General features: G+C 48.4%; 31 protein-coding genes. 23 read left to right on the plus strand and 8 right to left on the minus strand.

Annotated features, from left to right (window positions below; translation table 11 throughout):
• The first annotated feature begins 1 nt into the window (after position 1).
• The 21 genes from rpmC to ACO05Z_RS05570 all read left to right on the plus strand — a co-directional run bounded on the left by rpmC (position 2) and on the right by ACO05Z_RS05570 (position 10,724).
• Positions 2–196 carry a 50S ribosomal protein L29 gene (gene rpmC / locus ACO05Z_RS05470; protein WP_015851075.1) on the plus strand — a complete coding sequence of 65 codons (195 nt, stop codon included), beginning with the start codon at positions 2–4 and terminating at the stop codon, positions 194–196.
• 3 nt (positions 197–199) lie between these two features.
• Positions 200–466: a 30S ribosomal protein S17 gene (rpsQ, locus tag ACO05Z_RS05475; protein ID WP_015851076.1), complete on the plus strand. Its 267-nt coding sequence runs from the start codon at positions 200–202 to the stop codon at positions 464–466.
• Between the two features lie 11 nt (positions 467–477).
• Positions 478–846 carry a 50S ribosomal protein L14 gene (gene rplN, locus ACO05Z_RS05480; RefSeq protein ID WP_015851077.1) on the plus strand — a complete coding sequence of 123 codons (369 nt, stop codon included), beginning with the start codon at positions 478–480 and terminating at the stop codon, positions 844–846.
• Positions 847–871: 25 nt separating this feature from the next.
• Complete coding sequence (gene rplX, locus ACO05Z_RS05485; RefSeq protein ID WP_015851078.1) at positions 872–1,189, plus strand: 50S ribosomal protein L24; 318 nt, start codon at positions 872–874, stop codon at positions 1,187–1,189.
• Positions 1,190–1,198: 9 nt separating this feature from the next.
• On the plus strand, positions 1,199–1,738 hold the full coding sequence (rplE, locus tag ACO05Z_RS05490; RefSeq protein WP_421901149.1) for a 50S ribosomal protein L5: 540 nt from the start codon (positions 1,199–1,201) through the stop codon (positions 1,736–1,738).
• A 12-nt stretch (positions 1,739–1,750) separates the two neighbouring features.
• Positions 1,751–1,936 carry a type Z 30S ribosomal protein S14 gene (locus tag ACO05Z_RS05495; RefSeq protein ID WP_015337847.1) on the plus strand — a complete coding sequence of 62 codons (186 nt, stop codon included), beginning with the start codon at positions 1,751–1,753 and terminating at the stop codon, positions 1,934–1,936.
• Positions 1,937–1,951: 15 nt separating this feature from the next.
• A complete protein-coding gene (gene rpsH / locus ACO05Z_RS05500; protein ID WP_421901150.1) occupies positions 1,952–2,335 on the plus strand; it encodes a 30S ribosomal protein S8 in 384 nt (127 codons plus the stop codon).
• A gap of 12 nt (positions 2,336–2,347) precedes the next feature.
• Positions 2,348–2,884: a 50S ribosomal protein L6 gene (rplF, locus tag ACO05Z_RS05505; protein WP_421901151.1), complete on the plus strand. Its 537-nt coding sequence runs from the start codon at positions 2,348–2,350 to the stop codon at positions 2,882–2,884.
• A 12-nt stretch (positions 2,885–2,896) separates the two neighbouring features.
• Positions 2,897–3,256: a 50S ribosomal protein L18 gene (rplR, locus tag ACO05Z_RS05510; protein ID WP_015851082.1), complete on the plus strand. Its 360-nt coding sequence runs from the start codon at positions 2,897–2,899 to the stop codon at positions 3,254–3,256.
• A gap of 16 nt (positions 3,257–3,272) precedes the next feature.
• Positions 3,273–3,764: a 30S ribosomal protein S5 gene (gene rpsE, locus ACO05Z_RS05515; protein WP_015851083.1), complete on the plus strand. Its 492-nt coding sequence runs from the start codon at positions 3,273–3,275 to the stop codon at positions 3,762–3,764.
• Positions 3,765–3,776: 12 nt separating this feature from the next.
• Positions 3,777–3,950, plus strand: coding sequence for a 50S ribosomal protein L30 (rpmD, locus tag ACO05Z_RS05520; protein WP_421901152.1), 174 nt, complete (start codon positions 3,777–3,779; stop codon positions 3,948–3,950).
• The gene (gene rplO / locus ACO05Z_RS05525) at positions 3,947–4,393 is read left to right on the plus strand and encodes a 50S ribosomal protein L15 (RefSeq protein ID WP_421901153.1); all 447 of its coding nucleotides are present in this window, start codon (positions 3,947–3,949) and stop codon (positions 4,391–4,393) included. Before rpmD ends, rplO begins: the two co-directional genes overlap by 4 nt.
• Positions 4,394–4,396: 3 nt before the next feature.
• On the plus strand, positions 4,397–5,707 hold the full coding sequence (secY, locus tag ACO05Z_RS05530; protein ID WP_421901154.1) for a preprotein translocase subunit SecY: 1,311 nt from the start codon (positions 4,397–4,399) through the stop codon (positions 5,705–5,707).
• Between the two features lie 5 nt (positions 5,708–5,712).
• Positions 5,713–6,480 carry a type I methionyl aminopeptidase gene (gene map, locus ACO05Z_RS05535; RefSeq protein ID WP_421901155.1) on the plus strand — a complete coding sequence of 256 codons (768 nt, stop codon included), beginning with the start codon at positions 5,713–5,715 and terminating at the stop codon, positions 6,478–6,480.
• Between the two features lie 190 nt (positions 6,481–6,670).
• Complete coding sequence (gene rpmJ / locus ACO05Z_RS05540; RefSeq protein WP_015851088.1) at positions 6,671–6,784, plus strand: 50S ribosomal protein L36; 114 nt, start codon at positions 6,671–6,673, stop codon at positions 6,782–6,784.
• 12 nt (positions 6,785–6,796) lie between these two features.
• Positions 6,797–7,168, plus strand: a complete 372-nt coding sequence (gene rpsM, locus ACO05Z_RS05545) for a 30S ribosomal protein S13 (RefSeq protein WP_421901156.1) — start codon at positions 6,797–6,799, stop codon at positions 7,166–7,168.
• A gap of 73 nt (positions 7,169–7,241) precedes the next feature.
• On the plus strand, positions 7,242–7,631 hold the full coding sequence (rpsK, locus tag ACO05Z_RS05550; protein WP_015851090.1) for a 30S ribosomal protein S11: 390 nt from the start codon (positions 7,242–7,244) through the stop codon (positions 7,629–7,631).
• Positions 7,632–7,650: 19 nt separating this feature from the next.
• On the plus strand, positions 7,651–8,277 hold the full coding sequence (gene rpsD, locus ACO05Z_RS05555) for a 30S ribosomal protein S4 (RefSeq protein ID WP_015851091.1): 627 nt from the start codon (positions 7,651–7,653) through the stop codon (positions 8,275–8,277).
• A 13-nt stretch (positions 8,278–8,290) separates the two neighbouring features.
• Entirely contained in the window at positions 8,291–9,331 is a 1,041-nt protein-coding gene (locus ACO05Z_RS05560; protein WP_421901157.1) for a DNA-directed RNA polymerase subunit alpha, read from the plus strand.
• Positions 9,321–9,746, plus strand: coding sequence for a 50S ribosomal protein L17 (gene rplQ, locus ACO05Z_RS05565; protein ID WP_015851093.1), 426 nt, complete (start codon positions 9,321–9,323; stop codon positions 9,744–9,746). Before ACO05Z_RS05560 ends, rplQ begins: the two co-directional genes overlap by 11 nt.
• A gap of 84 nt (positions 9,747–9,830) precedes the next feature.
• Positions 9,831–10,724 (plus strand): selenium metabolism-associated LysR family transcriptional regulator, encoded by an 894-nt coding sequence (locus ACO05Z_RS05570; RefSeq protein WP_421901158.1) that lies wholly within the window; start codon positions 9,831–9,833, stop codon positions 10,722–10,724.
• A gap of 71 nt (positions 10,725–10,795) precedes the next feature.
• Here the strand turns inward: ACO05Z_RS05570 and ACO05Z_RS05575 are convergent, their stop codons facing one another.
• From ACO05Z_RS05575 to mqnE, 3 genes are read right to left on the minus strand one after another with little or no spacing between them, the layout of a single operon-like run.
• Positions 10,796–11,620: a menaquinone biosynthesis protein gene (locus tag ACO05Z_RS05575; protein WP_421901159.1), complete on the minus strand. Its 825-nt coding sequence runs from the start codon at positions 11,618–11,620 to the stop codon at positions 10,796–10,798.
• Positions 11,613–12,710: a cyclic dehypoxanthinyl futalosine synthase gene (mqnC, locus tag ACO05Z_RS05580; RefSeq protein WP_421901160.1), complete on the minus strand. Its 1,098-nt coding sequence runs from the start codon at positions 12,708–12,710 to the stop codon at positions 11,613–11,615. Before mqnC ends, ACO05Z_RS05575 begins: the two co-directional genes overlap by 8 nt.
• Position 12,711: 1 nt before the next feature.
• A complete protein-coding gene (gene mqnE / locus ACO05Z_RS05585; RefSeq protein WP_421901161.1) occupies positions 12,712–13,800 on the minus strand; it encodes an aminofutalosine synthase MqnE in 1,089 nt (362 codons plus the stop codon).
• Positions 13,801–13,891: 91 nt separating this feature from the next.
• On the opposite strand from mqnE, the gene ACO05Z_RS05590 reads away from it, so the two are divergent.
• Positions 13,892–14,740 (plus strand): 1,4-dihydroxy-6-naphthoate synthase, encoded by an 849-nt coding sequence (locus tag ACO05Z_RS05590; RefSeq protein ID WP_421901163.1) that lies wholly within the window; start codon positions 13,892–13,894, stop codon positions 14,738–14,740.
• A gap of 168 nt (positions 14,741–14,908) precedes the next feature.
• Here ACO05Z_RS05590 and ACO05Z_RS05595 read toward each other — a convergent pair whose 3' ends face one another.
• The 5 genes from ACO05Z_RS05595 to ACO05Z_RS05615 all read right to left on the minus strand — a co-directional run bounded on the left by ACO05Z_RS05595 (position 14,909) and on the right by ACO05Z_RS05615 (position 18,196).
• Positions 14,909–15,796, minus strand: coding sequence for a DMT family transporter (locus tag ACO05Z_RS05595; protein ID WP_421901164.1), 888 nt, complete (start codon positions 15,794–15,796; stop codon positions 14,909–14,911).
• Between the two features lie 140 nt (positions 15,797–15,936).
• Positions 15,937–16,194, minus strand: coding sequence for a hypothetical protein (locus ACO05Z_RS05600; RefSeq protein WP_421901165.1), 258 nt, complete (start codon positions 16,192–16,194; stop codon positions 15,937–15,939).
• Between the two features lie 94 nt (positions 16,195–16,288).
• The gene (yjgA, locus tag ACO05Z_RS05605) at positions 16,289–16,804 is read right to left on the minus strand and encodes a ribosome biogenesis factor YjgA (RefSeq protein WP_421901166.1); all 516 of its coding nucleotides are present in this window, start codon (positions 16,802–16,804) and stop codon (positions 16,289–16,291) included.
• A 71-nt stretch (positions 16,805–16,875) separates the two neighbouring features.
• Positions 16,876–17,757: a DMT family transporter gene (locus tag ACO05Z_RS05610; protein WP_421901167.1), complete on the minus strand. Its 882-nt coding sequence runs from the start codon at positions 17,755–17,757 to the stop codon at positions 16,876–16,878.
• A 1-nt stretch (position 17,758) separates the two neighbouring features.
• Positions 17,759–18,196 (minus strand): C-GCAxxG-C-C family protein, encoded by a 438-nt coding sequence (locus tag ACO05Z_RS05615; protein ID WP_421901168.1) that lies wholly within the window; start codon positions 18,194–18,196, stop codon positions 17,759–17,761.
• 578 nt (positions 18,197–18,774) lie between these two features.
• On the opposite strand from ACO05Z_RS05615, the gene ACO05Z_RS05620 reads away from it, so the two are divergent.
• Entirely contained in the window at positions 18,775–19,254 is a 480-nt protein-coding gene (locus ACO05Z_RS05620) for an Lrp/AsnC family transcriptional regulator (protein ID WP_421901169.1), read from the plus strand.
• Positions 19,255–19,364: the final 110 nt, after the last annotated feature.

The following is a 19,364-nucleotide window of genomic DNA, read 5'->3' on the forward strand; positions in this document are numbered from 1 at the left end:
AATGAAAGCCAAAGAACTTCGTGAACTCGACAACGCTGCTCTGAATGAGAAGCTTGCAGAAGCTCGTCAGGAGCTTTTCAACCTTCGTTTCCAGCATGCTACTGCACAGCTGGAAAACACCCAGAGACTGTCCGATGTTAAAAAAGACATCGCAAAGATCCTCACCGTGCAGCGTGAAAAGGAACTGGGAGCATAAGCCATGGCAGAGCTTAATCTGAAAGGAAACAGGCGCGTGCTGACCGGCGTGGTTGTCTCTGACAAAGCCGACAAGACTATTGTTGTGCGTTGCGAGACCCTCGTTAAGCATTCCCTGTATAAAAAATACATCCGTCGCCACACCAAATTCATGGCACACGATCCGTCCAATGAATGCGGTATCGGCGATAAGGTACAGATTGTTGAATTCCGCCCCCTTAGCCGGCGCAAAAGGTGGCATCTCGATAAAATTCTGGAAAAAGCAGTTTAGGGGTATTAGCTATGATTCAGGTAGAATCTAAACTTGACGTAGCAGATAACTCTGGTGCCAAAAAAGTATCTTGCATCAAGGTACTTGGCGGTTCCAAGAGACGCTACGCCAGTGTCGGAGACATTATTGTGGTTTCCGTTAAGGAAGCGATGCCCCATTCCAAAGTGAAGAAGGGCGCTGTGATGAAAGCTGTCGTTGTTCGTACCAAGAAAGAAATTGGTCGTCCTGACGGTTCTTACATCAAGTTCGACAATAACTCTGCCGTTCTTCTGAACAACTCCATGGACCCGGTAGGGACTCGTATTTTCGGTCCCGTAGCAAGAGAACTTCGAGGCGCAGGCTTCATGAAGATCGTTTCTCTCGCTCCCGAGGTTCTGTAATCCTTATCACAAGAAGGTAAACGGCATGAACAAGATACATGTTGATGACAAAGTAATGGTCATCGCCGGCAAGGATAAGGGGAAGATCGGTAAGGTCCTCAAGATCAACCGCAAGAAGGACACTGTCCTCGTAGAGCAGGTTAATATGGTTTCCAGGCACACCAAGCCGAACCCCTATGCTAACCAGCCCGGCGGTATCGTTGAGAAAGAAGCCCCTGTTCACATCTCCAACATTCAGGTTGTGTGCCCCGCTTGCACAAAAGCAACCCGCGTTGGCGTACGTGAGACCGAAGACGGAAAGAACATCCGTTTTTGTAAAAAATGTAACGAAATCATCGACTAGGGTTTTGCGATGACACGTCTCGAAAAAATATATACGGACAAGGTCGCCCCGGCTCTGAACAAAGAGTTCGGGTACAAGAGCTCGATGGAGATTCCTGGTATTAAGGCAATCTCTCTTAACATCGGACTCGGTGAAGCAAGCCAGAACGCTAAGCTCATCGACGGTGCTGTTGAAGAACTGACCGCTATTGCCGGTCAGCGCGCAGTAGTCACCAGAGCGAAAAAGTCAATTGCAGCTTTTAAGCTGCGCGAAGGAATGCCTGTAGGTTCCCGTGTTACTCTTCGCAGAGACATGATGTGGGACTTCCTGGACAAGCTGATCAGCTTTGCACTTCCTCGCGTTCGCGACTTTCGCGGTATTCCTGACAAAGGCTTCGATGGACGCGGTAACTTCACTCTCGGAATCAAGGAACTGACTATCTTTCCTGAGATTCAGCTCGACAAAATCGAGATTCCCAAGGGTATGAACGTGACTATCGTCACCACTGCTAAAACTGATAAAGAAGGCAAGATGCTCCTCGAGCTTCTTGGTATGCCCTTCAAGAAATAGGAGGATATCGTTTTGGCCAGGACAGCTTTAAAAGTTAAGGCGAAACGTAAGCCTAAGTTCAAGGTGCGCGAATATAACAGATGCCCCATTTGTGGTCGTCCTCGTGCATTCCTGCGCAAATATGGCATCTGCCGTATCTGCTTCAGGGAAAAGGCCCTTGCGGGTGAACTTCCCGGCGTGCGTAAAGCCAGCTGGTAATATAAGGAGTTTAAAATGCCTGTTGTCGATCCTATCGCCGATATGCTGACCCGCATTCGTAATGCTCACGGTGCTTATCACAAGACCGTGGCCATTCCCGGGTCCAAGATCAAAACAGCTATCGCCGGGATTCTTAAGGAAGAAGGTTACATCACTGACTTCACTGCTGAAGACAATGAAATTAACGTCACCCTTAAGTATGTTGATGGAAAAGCCCTCATTAGCGGCATGAAGAAAATCAGCACACCCGGTCGTCGCGTGTTTGTAGGCGTTGAAGATATTCCCTCTGTCCTCAATGGACTTGGGATTTGCATACTTTCCACTTCAAAGGGCGTAGTTGACGGCGTTAAAGCGAAAGAGCTTAACGTTGGCGGCGAACTCTTGTGCGAAATCTGGTAGAGAGGTTTTATTATGTCCAGAATTGGAAAAAAACCTGTTGAAATACCTTCCGGAGTGGAAGTAACTGTTGGTGCTGACGTGGTTTCCGTAAAGGGCCCCAAAGGCACCATCACCACCCCGGTACACCCCATGGTCAGCTTCACCGTTGCTGATAATGTGGTCGAGGTGAAGAGGTCTGGCGATTCCCGTCAGGAACGTGCTCAGCACGGCCTGCACCGTTCCCTGCTTGCCAACTGCATTGAAGGAGTCTCCAAAGGCTTCTCCAAGACTTTGGAAGTAGTCGGTGTTGGTTACAAGGTTAACGTACAGGGTAAGAACATCGTTCTGAACGTTGGTTTCTCCCACCCCGTTAACTATGAACTGCCTGCTGGAATCGAAGCTAGCGCAGAAGGCAACACCAAGCTCACCATCAGCGGCGTAGATAAGCAGCTGGTTGGTGAAGTTGCAGCGCAGCTTCGTCGTGTACGTCCGCCGGAGCCTTACAAAGGCAAAGGCATCAAGTACATTGATGAACAGATCAGACGTAAAGCCGGTAAGTCCGGTAAATAGTAGGGTAAAGCCATGAAAATGACTAAAGAACAGGCAAGACAGCGTAAAAAGATCCGCATCCGCAAGAAAATTAGCGGTACTGCAGCTCGCCCGCGTCTTGTTGTATTCCGTTCAAATAAGCACATCTACGCTCAGCTCGTAGATGATCTGATTGGCAAAACCGTGACCGCATCATCTTCCAAAGCACTCGCTAAAGATGGTGAAGCTCTCAAGCTCACCTGCGAGACTGCAGCTAAAGTCGGTAAAGACATCGCTGCCAAGGCTAAGGAACTGAAGATCGAAACTGTTGTTTTCGACCGCAGCGGTTATATCTATCACGGCAGGGTTAAGGCCCTGGCAGACGGCGCTCGTGAGGGTGGCCTGAAATTCTAAACTTATGGGAATATCCATGGAACAGAATGATCTGGGTCTGATTGAAAAAATCGTTTACCTCAACCGAGTAGCTAAAGTTGTTAAGGGTGGTAGAAGGTTTTCCTTCAGTGCCCTGGTTGTGGTAGGTGACGGTAAAGGTCAGGTCGGTTTCGGACTTGGTAAGGCAAACGAAGTACCTGAAGCTATTCGTAAAGCATCAGAGAAAGCCCGTAAGGAAATGATCTCCGTACCTCTGCTGGACGGTACCCTTCCTTATGAAGTCCTCGGCCGTTACGGTGCAGGACGCGTAATGCTCAAGCCCGCATCCAAGGGTACCGGTATCATTGCCGGTGGTCCTGTGCGTGCGGTACTTGAAGTTGTAGGCGTACACGATATCCTTACTAAGGCTATCGGCACCAACAACCCGCATAACGTCCTTCGCGCGACTATCGCCGGACTTGCTTCCCTGCGCAGCGCTGATGAAGTAGGTCAGCTCCGCGGGAAGAAAGTTGTGACTCCCAGAAAGTAGGAGGACATAGTTATGCTTAAGGTAAAACTCGTTCGCAGCATGATCGGCTGCAATCCCAAACAGCGCGCTACAATCAAGGCGCTGGGACTGCGTAAGATCAGGCAGGAAAAGAGCTTTGAAGATAATCCCGTAGTACGTGGGATGATCAAAAAAGTTGAGCACCTTGTGGAGGTAACTGAATCATGAGGCTGCACGAAATATATCCGTTCCAAGAGGAACGTAAAAATCGCAAGCGCGTAGGTCGCGGTGGCGGATCCGGCTGGGGTGGAACCTCCGGTAAGGGTCACAAGGGTCAGAACGCCCGCTCCGGCGGCGGTGTCCCCGCCTGGTTTGAAGGTGGTCAGATGCCTCTGGCTCGCCGTCTGCCTAAGCGCGGTTTCAAGAATCCTTTCCGCGAAGAGTATGTAGCTCTTAACGTTGGTCAGATTCTTGGTGCCTTCGAAGGCAAAACTGAAATCTCCCTCGAAGACATTTACGAAAGAGGCCTTTGCAAAAAAGGTGCTCTCGTGAAAGTTCTCGGCATGGGTGAAGTTAGTGCTGCTGTTACCATCGAAGCACACCGCTTCAGCGCATCTGCGACTGAAAAGATCACAAAGGCAGGTGGTACTGCCAAAGCCCTGGAAGGATAAAACGTGGCATTGTCTGGAGTTGATAATCTTTCCCGACTGCCGGAACTGAAGAAAAAGCTCTTCTGGACTTTTCTTCTTCTGGCTGTCTACCGGATCGGGATTCACATCCCGGTCCCGGGCGTAGACAGCTCAGCATTGGCCGATTTTTTTGAGAGTGTTTCTAACACTCTCTTCGGCCTTTTTGACATGTTCTCAGGCGGCGGGTTGCGTAACTTGTCCATATTCGCGTTAGGGATCATGCCCTATATCTCCGCGTCTATTATCGTTCAACTTCTAGGTGTGGTTAGTCCCACCATTAAGCGACTTCAAGAAGAAGGGGCTCAGGGACGCAAGAAGATTACCCAGTACACCAGATACGGCACTGTGCTGATTACATTAGTTCAGGGTTTCGGCATCGCTGTCGGGCTGGAAAGTATGACCAGTCCTACCGGTGCTCCTGTTGTACTGCATGCAGGTTGGGCCTTTAGAGGCATCACCATCCTGACTCTGACAGCAGGTACTGTTTTCCTGATGTGGCTCGGTGAACAAATGACCGAGAAAGGCATCGGTAACGGTATCTCTATGATCATTTTTGCCGGTATTGTTGCAGGCCTTCCGGCTGCGATTTTCAATACCGTCAGACTGATGCAGGCTGGAGAAATTACTCTCTTCCTGCTCCTGTTTGTTCTGGCATTCATGGTCGCCATTCTCGCTTTTATCGTTTATATGGAGCGTGGACAGCGCAGGATTCCAATACATTATGCCAAGCGCATGATGGGACGCAAAATGATGGGCGGTCAGACCACACATCTGCCGCTGCGAATCAACACCGCCGGTGTTATTCCCCCCATTTTCGCATCTTCTATCCTGATGTTCCCTGCAACCTTGGCAAGCTTCTCCAATAACGAGATTCTGTCCAAGTTCTCTGCGTACTTCGCTCCATCTTCCGTAGTATATAACGTAGTATACATCGCCCTGATCATCTTCTTCTGCTATTTCTACACTGCGATCATGTTTGATCCTAAAGGAATTGCAGAGAATATTCAGAAGCAGGGCGGTTTTATCCCCGGTATTCGTCCCGGTACCAGAACCCGTGAATACATTGACCGCGTTCTGACCAGGATCACTCTCTGGGGATCTCTGTACGTTGCAGCTATCTGCGTACTGCCTATGATTCTTATTGCCCAGTTCAACGTGCCTTTCTATTTCGGTGGAACCGCACTGCTCATCGTTGTCGGTGTTGCAATGGACTTTATGGGTAAAATTGAATCCTACATGATTTCTCGTCAGTACGAGGGACTCATGGGTAAGGGTAGCAAAGTCAAGGGCAGGTAATTGCTTTGAAAAAGTACAGAGGTATCTACCTCAAGAATGACAAGGAGATTGGCCTCATGCGTGAGGCCAATCGTCTTGTTTCAACCATACTGGATATGCTGGGCGAGGCTATCAAGCCGGGTATCACTACCATGAGTCTTGAAGATATCGCCTGCAAGGCCTGCGAAGATTTCGGCGTTAAGCCTGCCTTCAAAGGTTACCATGGGTTTCCATTTGCCCTTTGCTGCTCCGTGAACGAGGAAATTGTTCACGGATTTCCTTCTGAGAAGAGGATTCTCGACGAAGGTGATATCGTCAGCATTGATATGGGCGTTATTTATCAGGGGTTTTACGGGGATTCCGCCCGTACTTACCCGGTCGGCACGATTGCTGATTCTACCCGCAAGCTTCTCGATGTTACCCGTGAATCTCTCATGTTAGGTATCAAGCAGGCATTGCCGGGTAACAGTCTTTATGATATTTCCCGGGCAGTTCAGGAATATGCTGAAGGATCTGGATTCGGAGTTGTGCGTCGCTTTGTGGGGCATGGCATCGGACGCAATCTTCACGAAAAGCCTGAAGTTCCCAACTTTGTACCCTCGGGTCTTCCTGGTGTGCAACTCAGAACGGGAATGGTAATTGCCATCGAACCGATGGTGACCGAAGGTTCGCATGACATCGAAATTCTCGATGACAAGTGGACTGCAGTGACCAAGGACAGGAAGCTGTCCGCCCATTTTGAACACACCATTGCCATTACAGCTGACGGGCCTCAGATATTGAGCCTTTCCTGATTTTATTTTTAGTGTATAGTAGGGGTTGATTTTTCTGAAATCATCCTTTATTGTGCACGTCTTGAATTTCGCGGCAACGAAAGACTGGCATGGTACGGTTACCCTTTAGCCGGGTAGCTGAGGCATTAGGCCCACAATCGGCTAGCTCCCGATTGTTGAAACTGTTTAACTGCATTATTTGGAGACGGTCATGAAAGTAAGACCATCTGTTAAGAAGATTTGTCCCAAATGCAAAGTAATCAGACGCAAGGGTGTTCTGAGGGTTATTTGTGACAACCCCAGACACAAACAGCGTCAAGGATAGAGAGGTATAACTGTGGCTCGTATCGCTGGAGTAGACCTTCCGAAAAATAAGCGTTTGGATATTGCACTGACCTACATCTACGGAGTAGGCCGGACTACCGCTCTCAAGATTCTTGATACTGTTGGTATCGACTGGACCCTCAAAACTGATGATCTCAGTGGCGACCAGGTAAACACCATCCGTAAGGAACTTGAAGATAATTACAAAGTTGAAGGTGACCTTCGCCGCGATCAGATTGCTGACATCAAGCGTCTGATGGATATCGGCTGTTACCGTGGACTGCGTCACCGCCGCGGACTGCCCGTGCGTGGTCAGAGCTCCAAGACCAATGCTAGAACTCGCAAAGGTCCCCGTCGCTCTGTAATGAGCAGGAAGAAGAAATAATATAATCCGCAGTTGTCAGACCATGTAACGGTCCCACGTGCTGCTGATATAAATTCATTCTGGAGAGAATGGTATGGCTAGACCTCGCCGTTCCGGCAAGAAAAAAGAGAAAAAGAATGTTCCCGTGGGCATCGCTCACGTAAAAGCAACATTCAACAATACCATCATCACCTTCACTGACCTGAAGGGTAACGTGATTAGCTGGGCAACTTCCGGTGCTTCCGGTTTCAAGGGATCCAGAAAATCCACCCCCTTTGCTGCTCAGGTAGCTGCTGAAACTGCTGCTAGAAAAGCTCAGGACCAGGGTATGCGTACCGTTGGTATTTTCGTCAAAGGCCCCGGCTCCGGTCGTGAAGCAGCAATGCGCGCCATCGGTAACGTCGGTATGAAGGTTAACTTCATTCGCGATATCACACCCATCCCGCACAACGGCTGTCGTCCGCCGAAACGTCGCAGGGTCTAATTTCGAAGGAGTAATAACCTTGGCCAGATATACTAAAGCAAAATGCAGACTGTGTCGTCGTGAAGGCGAAAAGCTTTTCATCAAAGGCGACCGCTGCTTTACTGATAAGTGCTCTTATGAACGTCGTCCTTATGCTCCCGGTATTGCCGGTCGCATGAGAAAGAAAATGAGCGACTACGCAATTCAGCTTCGTGAGAAGCAGAAAGTGCGCCGCATGTACGGTGTCCTCGAAGGCCAGTTCCGCAGCTACTTCAAGCGCGCAGACGGCATGAAAGGTGTAACCGGTGCGAACCTGCTCATGCTTCTTGAGACCCGCCTTGACAACACTGTTTACCGTCTTGGTTTTGCCAACTCTCGCGCGCAGGCTCGCCAGCTCGTGAAACACGGTATCTTCACCAAAAACGGCAGACGTGTTAATGTTCCTTCCATGCATGTAAAACCCGGTGATGTAATCGAGGTTCGTGAAGAATCCCGCAAAATCCCCGTGATTGCAGAAGCACAGGAAGTTATTGCCCGTCGTGGCTGCCCTGAGTGGCTTGAAGCTGACGGTGCTAATTTCAAAGGTGAAGTTAAAGCGATGCCGACTAGGGAAGATATCCAGTTCCCTATCAACGAACAGCTGATTGTCGAGCTGTACTCCAAATAAGAAGGATTAGTGCATGCTTATTCAAGACGGTGACAAACTCATCAACACCCGCAACTGGGCCGAGCTGGTTAAGCCGGAACAGCTTGTGCGTGACCCCAAGTCTAACGAGCTTTATGGTAAGTTCATTTGTGAACCCCTTGAGCGCGGATTTGGAACAACCATCGGTAACTCTCTCCGCAGAGTACTGCTCTCTTCAATGCAGGGAGCTGCCGCGGTTGCTGTAAAGATCGAAGGAGTTCAGCACGAATTCACCACTATTGAAGGTGTGATGGAAGATGTGACTGAGATTGTTCTGAACATCAAGCAGATCAGATTCGCAATGACTACAGATGAACCCCAGTTTCTTACCCTCCGGGTAAACAAGCAGGGCGTCGTCACCGCAGCTGATATTCAGGAAAACCAGAACGTCAAAGTCCTCAATCCTGAGCAGATTATTGCGACTCTGTCCGAGAAGATGGACATGGAGATGACTTTCGAGATCCGCATGGGTAAAGGCTACGTGCCCGCAGACATGCATGAAGGTCTTGTTAATGAAATCGGTCACATCATTCTTGACTCCAGCTTTTCTCCCATCCGTAAGGTTGCTTACAGTGTGGAACAGGCTCGTGTCGGACAGATGACCAACTACGACAAGCTTATTCTCGAAGTTTTCACCGACGGTTCCGTTACCCCTGAGGATGCAATTGCCTACAGCGCAAAGATCCTCAAGGATCAGCTCTCCGTATTCATCAACTTTGATGAAATGGGATCCGAGCAGGAAGAGTCCAAAGAAAGCGACCTCGATCTCAACCCGAATCTGTTCAAGAGCATCGACGAACTCGAACTCTCCGTTCGTGCTACCAACTGCCTCAAGGCAGCCAACATTCGCATTGTTGGTGAACTTGTGCAGCGCACTGAGCAGACCATGCTTAAAACCAAGAACTTCGGACGTAAGTCTCTCGACGAAATCCGCCGCGTTCTCGACAGCATGGAACTTAAGTTCGGTATGGTCCTCGAGGATTTCGATAAAAAGCATCAGGAATGGCTGAAGAGGAAAGAGAAAAATGAGGCATAAAAAGTCCGGAAGAAAGTTCAACAGAAGTGCTTCCCACAGGAAGGCCATGCTGAGAAACATGGTTCGCTCTCTGCTGACCTATGAACATATCCGTACCACCGAGCCTAAAGCAAAGGAACTGAGAAGCTCTTGCGAAAAGCTGATCACCCTTGCTCTCCGCAACGACCTTCACTCTCGTCGTCTTGCTTACAAGACTCTTGAGAACCACGGTCTTGTTAAAAGGCTTTTCGATGAAATCGGCCCCCGCTACGAAGGCGGCGGCGGTGGTTACACCCGCATCATCAAGCTCGCTGAACCCCGTAAGGGTGACTGCGCTCCCATGTGCATCATCGAGCTGACCAAACGTGCTGAAGCTCCTGCTGAAGAAGCTGCGGCAACCACTGAAGCTCCCGCTGAGGAAGCTCAGGAAGCATAAATCAATGCTTATCCAAAGGGGCGGAAACTCTTCCGCCCCTTTTTTTTATAAATACATATAGATATTTTCGATACGAGAGATTACATGGACTTACGTCGACTCGAAGCCTTCTGCAAGGTTTATGAATTAAAGAGTTTTTCCAAAGCAGGTAAAGAGCTTTTCCTTTCCCAGCCCACTATTAGTGCCCATATTTCTACTCTTGAAGAAGAGCTGGGAGTTCCTCTTTTTGATCGTCTGGGCAGGTCTATTATGGCTACTCAGGCCGGTGAGGTGCTTTACCGCAACGCTAAAGATATTTACAGCCTGATTGGAAAAGCCCAGTCAGAGATCAACATTCTGCGTGATAAAGTTGTCGGAGATCTGGAGATTGGTGGAAGTACTATTCCTTCACACTACCTGCTCCCCGAAATACTTTATAATTACTGCAAGAAGTATCCTGACGTGAGCGTACATCTTTCTGTCGGTGACACTGCTGAAATTCTTGAAAAGGTTCGTTCCGGAGAACTGATTATCGGTGTTGTGGGTGCCACTGCGGATGTTCCCAATATCGAGTTTGTTCCCATTATGCGTGACGAACTGGTTATTGTTGCACCCCCGGTATTGGTTCGCAATTATGACGGTATCGATGACATCCAGCATCTTGCTGAACTGCCTTGGGTTATGCGTGAAGGCGGCTCTGGTACCCGTAAAGCTCTTGAAGCCGGGTTATCTGAAATGGGTACCAGCGTCCGTGAACTCAATGTCACTGTCTGGGTCGAATCCACTCAAGCCGTTGTTCAGTGCGTCAGGGCCGGCCTTGGTGTCAGTGTTACCTCACGTCTTGCAGCGCAACCACTCATCGATTCTGGCGAACTTGTGCACATCAGCGACTTGCCGCTTAATCTTGAAAGAAGTTTTTACCTCGCCCACTTACAGGGCAGGGAGTTCTTTCCCGCGGTTCGTTATTTTATTGAACATGTTAAGAACCTGTCCAATTAGTATTTTGAAAATTGAAAAGGCCGGATATGCGTGGAGCATATCCGGCCTTTTTTTGTTTCATAGTTGGAATTCTAGATATCAATGAATTCCAGATCAGGTATATGGTCGATTTGACCAGTCTTTTTCAGATACTTTGAAAAGACCTTCAGTCCTTCAATTTCTGTTTTGCCGAGATCATAAACCAGACCGTCATAGTATGAGCGGCTTTCTTCAAGATTGAGCATGGTTTTATCGGCGGTCATTTGGCAGATTTTTTCAATATTTGCCTGACCCCATTCCTTGGCCCGGATCAAATCACGTACAGCCTGTTTTACGTCTTCACGCTCTGCTACGTCGCGGCGCACAGTCCAGATACCGAATATAAAGGGCAGTCCTGTCCACCTGATCCATTCTTCACCCAGATCAAAGATGTACGGGTACTCTTCATGCCTACGCAGGTTCAGGGCTTCATCACCGATACAGAGGATCGCTTCAGGTTTATCCCCGGATTTGAGTCTTTCCGTAGCATTACCAGTCTCGTAAGTTGCATTGAGAGGAATGTACTCGGAAAGGAGAATCTTGAGCAGGGCAGCAGATGTATGAGTCTGGGCGCTGACCAGCACATTACAACCCTTGAGTTGTTCCAGCGGTTTGCGGCTGATCATAATTACTGACTGAACCGGGCCACGGCTACCAATGGCAAGATCGGGCAATAGCAGGTATTGCTCAGCATGGCGCAGGTATTCAATACTGGAGTTGGATGCAATATGCATTAAACCCTCAGACATCATTTTGTTCAGCTGTGCAGGAGGACCGTAGACAAATTCGAAGTCGTTGGCGATCAGCCCTGCTTCTAGGGGATGATAGATCGGTAGAACGTTCAAATAGGAAATACGACCGACTTTTACTTTATCCATCAGCGTTCTCCGCAAGGGTGTAATCCATGAGACGCTGTTTGGGAACGAATCCGGCTTTCTTGATCAGATTGTGGATTTCAGCTTCAGAGAGTCTGAAGCTGACTCCAGCGGCTTTTACAACGTTTTCCTCAATCATGGTTGAACCGAAGTCGTTACCACCGTAGAAAAGGGCCAGCTGTGATATTTTCGGTCCCATAGTAACCCACGAAACCTGAACATTGTCGAAGTTGTCGAGCACGATACGTGAAACTGCGAGCATACGCAGATATTCGACGCTGGTCATTTTGCGGGCGTTGGGAATATTGGTATTGTCCGGCTGGAATGTCCAAGGAATAAAAGCGGTAAAGCCACCTGTGCGGTCCTGCACTTCGCGCAGGGCGAAAAGATGCTTGATGCGGTCAATAGGCTGTTCCTCATGACCGAACATCATGGTCGCAGTAGTGCGCAGTCCCAGATTGTGGGCAGTCTCCATCACTTCCAGCCATTTAGCTGTGTTGCATTTCTTGGGCGCAATATGGCTGCGGACTTCATCCACAAGAATTTCAGCACCACCGCCGGGTATGGAGGCCAGTCCGGCATCAATCAGCCGCTCAAGCACTTCCTTGATGGAAATACCGTTCAACTCACTCCAGTATACTACTTCCGGCGGAGAGAAAGCATGGATATGTACCGGATAATTTTCTTTGATGAACCGGAGCATATCTTCATAAAAAGAAAGCGGCAGGTCTGGGTGGTGTCCACCCTGCATCAGAATCTGGGTTCCACCGAGATCGAGAGTTTCCTGAATTTTCTGGCCCAGCTCTTCTTTGCTGATTACGAAACCGCCATCTTTTCCGGGAGCAACGTAAAAGGCGCAGAAGCGGCAACCGCAATCACAAATATTGGAATAGTTGATGTTGCGGTCAATTACGTAAGTGACGTTCGGCTCAGGATGCTTTTTCATCCTGATAGAATGGGCAAGGCTACCCAGATCAAAAAGATCAGCCTTTCCCATTAAAGTTACGGCTTCATCAAAATTGATGCGTTCCCCAGCTTCCACTTTTTCGCCGATGGCACGAACTTCAGCGGGGCTTTGAGTTAAATTTTCCATATTACACCTCATTAAAAGCCGCATCGCGTTCAACTGGTGTGAACCCGCAACCGACGATCATTTCTTCAAGTTCAGTTCGGCTCAGGCCTTGTTCAGACTCAGCCCCGGCCATATGCCCGATCTTTTCCTCGATCACGGTTCCGTCAAAGTCATCTGCTCCGAAATGAAGCGCAGTTTGAGCCTGCTTAACTCCGAGCATTACCCAGTAAGCCTTGATGTGCGGGATGTTATCGAGCATGAGTCGGCTGACAGCAATGGTGCGTAGTTCATCGACTCCAGTGAGCGGATTATCGATCTTGAGCCTGCTGTTTTCGGTCAGGAAGGGCAGGGGGATCAGGCAATTGAATCCGCCTGAAATATCCTGCTGACGGCGCAGCTGGTCCAGATGGTCTACGCGGTCGGCATAGGATTCGACGTGTCCGTAGAGCATGGTGCAGTTCGTGGTATAGCCGAGTTCGTGTGCTTCTCCGTGGATGCGCAGCCATTCCTTGCCGGGAAGTTTTTCAGGGCAGATTTTGGCACGTACTTCGGGATTGAAAATTTCAGCACCGCCCCCGGTGAGCATCTCTGCACCGGCAGCTTTAAGACGTTTGAGAACCTCAACAGTGGAGATTCCTTCTGCACTGGCAAGATGTTCAATTTCCACTGCGGTGAAAGATTTGATCACTGCCTGTGGGAGAAGTTGTTTGATTTCAGCGAAGGTCTCTTCGAAAAATGAAAGCGGAATGTCATGATGGCATCCACCGACCACATGTACTTCGCGGGGCGGGATGGGCGCTTCTTCTAATTTTTTGAGAATATCTTCTTTGCTGAGCTTGAAAGAACCGTTCTCTTCCGGCTTGCGTGCATACGCGCAGAACAGGCAGCCGTTCACACAGATATTGGTGTAATTGATGTGGCGGTTGATTACGTAGAAGGTCTTGTTGCCGTGCAGTTGGCGTCTGCGGATGGAAGCCAGAGCGCCAAGCGCGTTAAGATCGGGACAGTTGAAAAGGGTAAGTCCGTCCTCGATGGAAATCCTTTCCTCGGCAAGTACCTTGTCAAGGATGGACCCGAGTCCGGCATTTTCGAAATAATTTTTTGATATCATTTATATTCACCTTTGTTCAGCCGTAAATAAAAGTCGCTTCCAGCCATGTCAACACTGGATTTCCGGCTCTTAAAAATATAAAACCTTGTCCATGAGCAAAATATTGAAATTGGGCTATTCGCCCTGTCCGAACGATACATTTATTTTTCACGCCCTCGCCAGCGGGGCCGTTAGCATAGACCCTTTCAAACTGGACGTCACCCTTGCTGATGTGGAGGAACTCAATTCCATGGCCCGGTCTGGGAAGATGGATATCTGCAAGGTTTCTGTCCATGCTGCTGCGCATATTATGGATGATTATATCCTGCTGCGTGCCGGAGGAGCCATGGGCCGGGGCGTCGGTCCGTTGCTGCTCACCGGAGCACCTTGCACCATAGCGGACCTCAATGGCAAGCGTATTGCCATACCGGGGCGCAATACCACTGCTAATTTACTGTTTAGTCTTATGTGCCGCGAAGCCGGAATCAAGGTGGAGCTGGTAGAAATGGTCTTCGATCAGGTTATGCCCGCTATTAAAAATGGAGAAGTTGACGCCGGGGTAGTCATTCACGAAGGCCGTTTCACTTATGAGGCCCTTGGCTTATCCAAACTCGCCGATCTCGGCCAGTGGTGGGAGGATTTTTCCGGTCTGCCTATCCCGCTCGGTTCTATTGCCATTAAGCGCTCTCTCGGCGTGGAAACAGCAGCCATGATCAATGCTGCCATCCGTAAATCCCTGACTCTTTCCTACGTAGATGAAGAAGCCGCATGGCCCTACATCAAAGAACACGCACAGGAAATGGATGATGAGGTCATTCATCAGCACATCAAGACTTTCGTTACTGATTATTCTGATGATGTGGGTGAAGGAGGTGAACAGGCCGTAGCCAGACTGCTGCAGGAAGCTGCAAGGCTGGACGGGATTGAGTTGCCCGATATACCCATATTTATTGATATGTAATGAATTAAATATAGCCCAAAATTAAATCGCAATATCTCGAAAGATATTGCGATTTTTGCTTTGAAAGTAGTTTTATAAAGCTAAATGCGAAGCTTATTGAAAAAGTTTGGGAGCCTTAAACCCTTTTTAAAGGGTTTAAGGCTCCCGGTAGGGCCGTCGGAGACATTCTTAACCGCTCTTTTTATCCTGACTCAAAATAACCCCGCCCATAACCAGGGCGGCGGCTACGAATTGCATGCTGGTGAATGTTTCATCGAGAATCAGCCAGCCTAGGAAGAGGGTGAATACCGGAATCAGGTTAACGTAAGCTGTGGTCTGGTTGGCCGGGAGTTTGGACATACCGAAGTTATAAAGTCCGTAGGCACCGATGGTGATGCAGATGCCGAGATAAACGATACTTCCTGCTGCCAGCGGATCAAATACCGTAGGGATATCGGTAGATGGCAGAGCCAAGAGCGGCAGGTAGAATATGGCACCCATGAAGGCCTGAAATGCGGTCAGGAAGAGGGTGGAGTAGTGGGCGGTCATCTTTTTGAGTACGGTCATGTAGCCGACAGCGCAACACATGGCCAGAAATTCTAAGAAGTTACCGAGTGCAGGGTTAGGCGCGTTTTCAGTAGACTCGGAAGAAAGGGAAAGCCAGATCCCTCCGCAGACGGCTAGCGTAAATCCGACCAAAGTTCTGCGGCTGAGTTCTTCATTAAGTATAAAGCGTGCAGCAACAGCCATGAGCAAGGGCAGCGTGGCACAGATCATTCCGGCCTGTGAAGCGGATGTCATGGTCAGGGCCTGACTCTCGAATACGAAATACATGCACGGTTCGCAGAAGGCCATGAAGACAAGCCATTTGAAATCACCTTTACGTATAGGCTGTTTCTTGAAATTGGGAATGAAGAAGAGAAAGCAGAGAGAGGCCAGCATCATCCGGCCGAAAATTACGAAAGTGGGGTCATAAACCGCCATGGCAATCTTGAGCGCAATAAAGGAACTGGACCAGAGCAGCACCGCTGTGAGCAGGGCAACAACCGCAACATATTGGGATTGAAGAAAGGACATTGTGACCCTCACGGGAAAGATATTTGAGATTAGGGGAACCCTGAAATAGAAGTTGTGATTTGCTTTGTCAATACAACACTAAAAAATCCCCGCAGGCCGGAGCTTGCGGGGATTTTAATTATTGTGGTTACAGCTGTCAGCTATCGTGTCCACGCAAGGAGGTTGAACGGGGTGTATTTGTTGTCAGGGTTTTCCGCGTAGCGGCAACCGAGGTTGGAGTCGTCTCGTTTGTTAACGATATCGCAGTCGGAACCAACATAGTGCGGGCATTCATTATTGTTGCAGACAACGATTACTCCCCAGCCGGATTCCGGCGGTGCAATCCAAGGGCTAAGCTCTTGTCCGCAATGGGGGCAGGTTCTTTCTTCCAGTTCAACACCACTAAAAGTATAAGTCACGGTATCTCTCCTTGATTGTTTTCTTGGAAACGGGAGTGTGAATTAATTCACAACATAAGTAAAGTAAGATTATATTTTACCGAGTCAAGCCCGCTTATTCAGATAATTCGCGCAGGGCTTTGAAAAGGGCGCGTGATGCCTTGGGGGGCTTCTTTTTGTCCTTTTCCTTCTTGGCATTGCGTGCCAGTTGGGAAAGGCGCTGGCGGTCTGCCTGCGGATGAAGTTCCATGATTTCATCAAATACGGAGAAATCGCCGTCAATCAATCTGCTACGCCATACTTCAAGAGCGTGGAATTTCATATTGTCGGCCTTATTGCCGGTTTCGATGTCTTCAAGGAAATCAATAAGCGGCTGGGTATCAACATCGCGGATGAGCTTGCCGATGTACTGGACTTTGCGGCGCTTGGCTTCGTGGGATTTGATAGCCATGGCGTCCAGCACTTCTTCAATGAAGTAATCCGGGAGTCCGCACTTTTTGACCAGTTCCGGGCCAAGGGTCATCAGCTTTTCGGCCAGCTTCTGCAAGGCGATCATCTCACGCTTTTTCTGCGATCTACTCGGACCGGAATATTCCTCTTCCTCATTATATAAATCATCTGCGTCGTACATATATTGATGCCTCCGGAGGCTAAAATCGTTTATGGATGGATGGGCAATCTTCCATGTTTTTAAAAACAAGTCTAGTTGCGGTTGGTCAGCCAGACTCCGAAGATGGTCAGTGCCCCTCCGGTTACGAGAAAGAGGTCCACGGGTTCGCCAAGCATGATTGCTCCGAGGATGACTGCAACAACCGGGACAAGGTTGATAAAAATACCGGTTTTTGAAGGTCCGATTACCTGCATTGCTTCGAAATACCAGCTGAATCCAAGTCCTGTGCCAAGCAGGGCCAGATAGAGGATACAACTGTAGTCCACGAGGGAAGCGTTTACAATTTCAGAGGCCAGACCATGGTACAAGGCCGGTCCTAAAAGCATCCCTGTTCCGAACAGGCAGCACCAGTAGACCATCTCGATGGGGTGAATTTTTTTCATGACCGGCTTTCCTGCCAATGAGTATGCCGCCCAGCTTATCACACAGCCGATGATACATAAATCTCCGTAACTGGTTCCTTCAGTTATTATGGAGATGGGGTTGCCGTGTCCGATGATGGTGCTGACCCCGGTCAGAGCCAGAATGAATCCGGCGATTTTCCAGAGCGTGAATTTTTCCTTGAAAATAAGAGCTGATCCGAGCGCAATGAAAGTCGGGGTGGCGGCAATTATCAGTGCGGCTCTGCCTGCTGTGACCGTCTGCAGTCCGCTGAAAAAAAGAATGTTATACAGGAAAACCCCGGTGAGTCCGAGGAATGCCAGCGGCAAAATATCTGCTTTGGTGCAGCTTGGCTTTTTCCCTGTAGCCCGGCAGGTCAGGAAAAACATGAAAATGGTCGCGAAGAAAAAGCGTAGGAAAGCTGCAGAGTACGGGGTCATGTCCCCGGCAAGGATTCTTCCTGCAATCCAGGTGCCGCCCCAGAATATTACAGAGCCGATAAGTTTAAAGTAGAGCAGTGCGGGTGATGACATGTTATGCTTTGTTGTGAAGTAGGTTAATTGTGAAGTCTGTTATTTCTTCAACGATGGGTAAACATTTGTTCTGTTTAACTCTATTTTCCTGAAAATATTTCTGACCTTGAGTGGTGGATAAGTCGCAGGTGGTTATGTCGAAGCAATTGATGGATTCATTACGTTCATTGAAGTGATCCGTCAATTTTTGAACTAAGCTGTAGCAATCGGCAATATTCTGTTCCGGTGAATTTCGACCATGGGTAAGGCTTATCGCAAGAATGGCTCCTTGCAATGCACCGCATACTCCTTTTGTTCTTGAGGTGCCTGAACAAAAGGCCGTTGCAACTGCCGGTATGCATGGATTCTCCATATCTGTGGCTTCGGCTATAGCCAGCAGTACACTTTCAGCACACAGATATCCGTTGGTGAAGTAGTGGCATGCTTTTTCCCCATTCACGATTTTTCTCCAGTTTAAATGTTCTATGCTGATTTTAGTAAAGTAATACCCTGCTGTTATTGCGGATTGTATTGGTAAATAATGATATGATTGTTTTATGCAGTGAAAAAGAAGATCAATATTCAGAAATCCGAAGATTGTTCGGGAAGCTTGCTTTGTTCTGCTTTATTACATAATATACGAACTTAATTCGTCAAGATCCATTTGGCCCTAAAATACCTCCGATTCTTGTATAGTCGCTTTCTGTACTTCCGAAATCAGACTTTTGTATTAATTGTTTTTAAGTATTGCAGCATTTATGTGTGTTGTTCAGTGTTTATTGTTATATCAATTTCCTACAAAATTGTATGTTACTTGATGAATGTCTGTGTTTTTGATTGATCAATTAATCAATTGGCGGCTTGCATGTTATGCATGTTTTGGTGTGCAGCAGTCGAAAATTCAGGTATAAGGGCCTGTAAGTAGAAAATGATTCGGTTACATTGTTGTTTTGCTTAACTTTTGATGTTTAGATGCGTGTCGTTAGGTGATTTCTTCTTGACAAAACCTTAAAAATTGAATTTTATTCTAAAAGACAAATGAATAAGAGAAAGATTGACGAAACTGATCGTAGAATTCTGACAATACTTCAGAATAGTGGCCGAGTCTCCAATGCTGACATCGCAAGAAAGGTCGGCATGGCTCCTTCAGCAGTGCTTGAGCGTGTCCGTAAACTGGAACGCAAGGGCGTGCTAACCGGATATGAAGCTATCGTTAACCCCAAGGCCGTCGGGCGTTCCCTCACCGCCTTTATTTTTGTGAATGTAAATGAAGGCGTGGGTGCCACCTCAACCGGTGAAGAGCTCTCCCGTGTCCCCGGGGTTCTGGAAGTGCATTACTGTGCTGGACGCGACAGCTATCTCATTAAAGTCCGTTGTGAAGATACTGATGGATTAGCCATTATGCTGGGGCAGATTGGAAGGATCGAAACCGTCAGGGACACCAACTCAACAATCGTATTAAACACCATCAAGGAGTCTCGGGCAATCCCTCTGGAAGAGGAAGATTACGAATCATAGCAGACTGTAAAATATCCCGTAAACAGGCTCGGCAGTGTGGGCCTGTAATTTCCTGTTGATTCAGGGTCGGAGTGATTTTTGATCGGTCTGCAAAATTTATGATTTTGAAG

The organism is Maridesulfovibrio sp. (genome assembly GCF_965230075.1).
In the GTDB taxonomy this organism is placed as follows: Bacteria; Desulfobacterota; Desulfovibrionia; order Desulfovibrionales; family Desulfovibrionaceae; genus Maridesulfovibrio.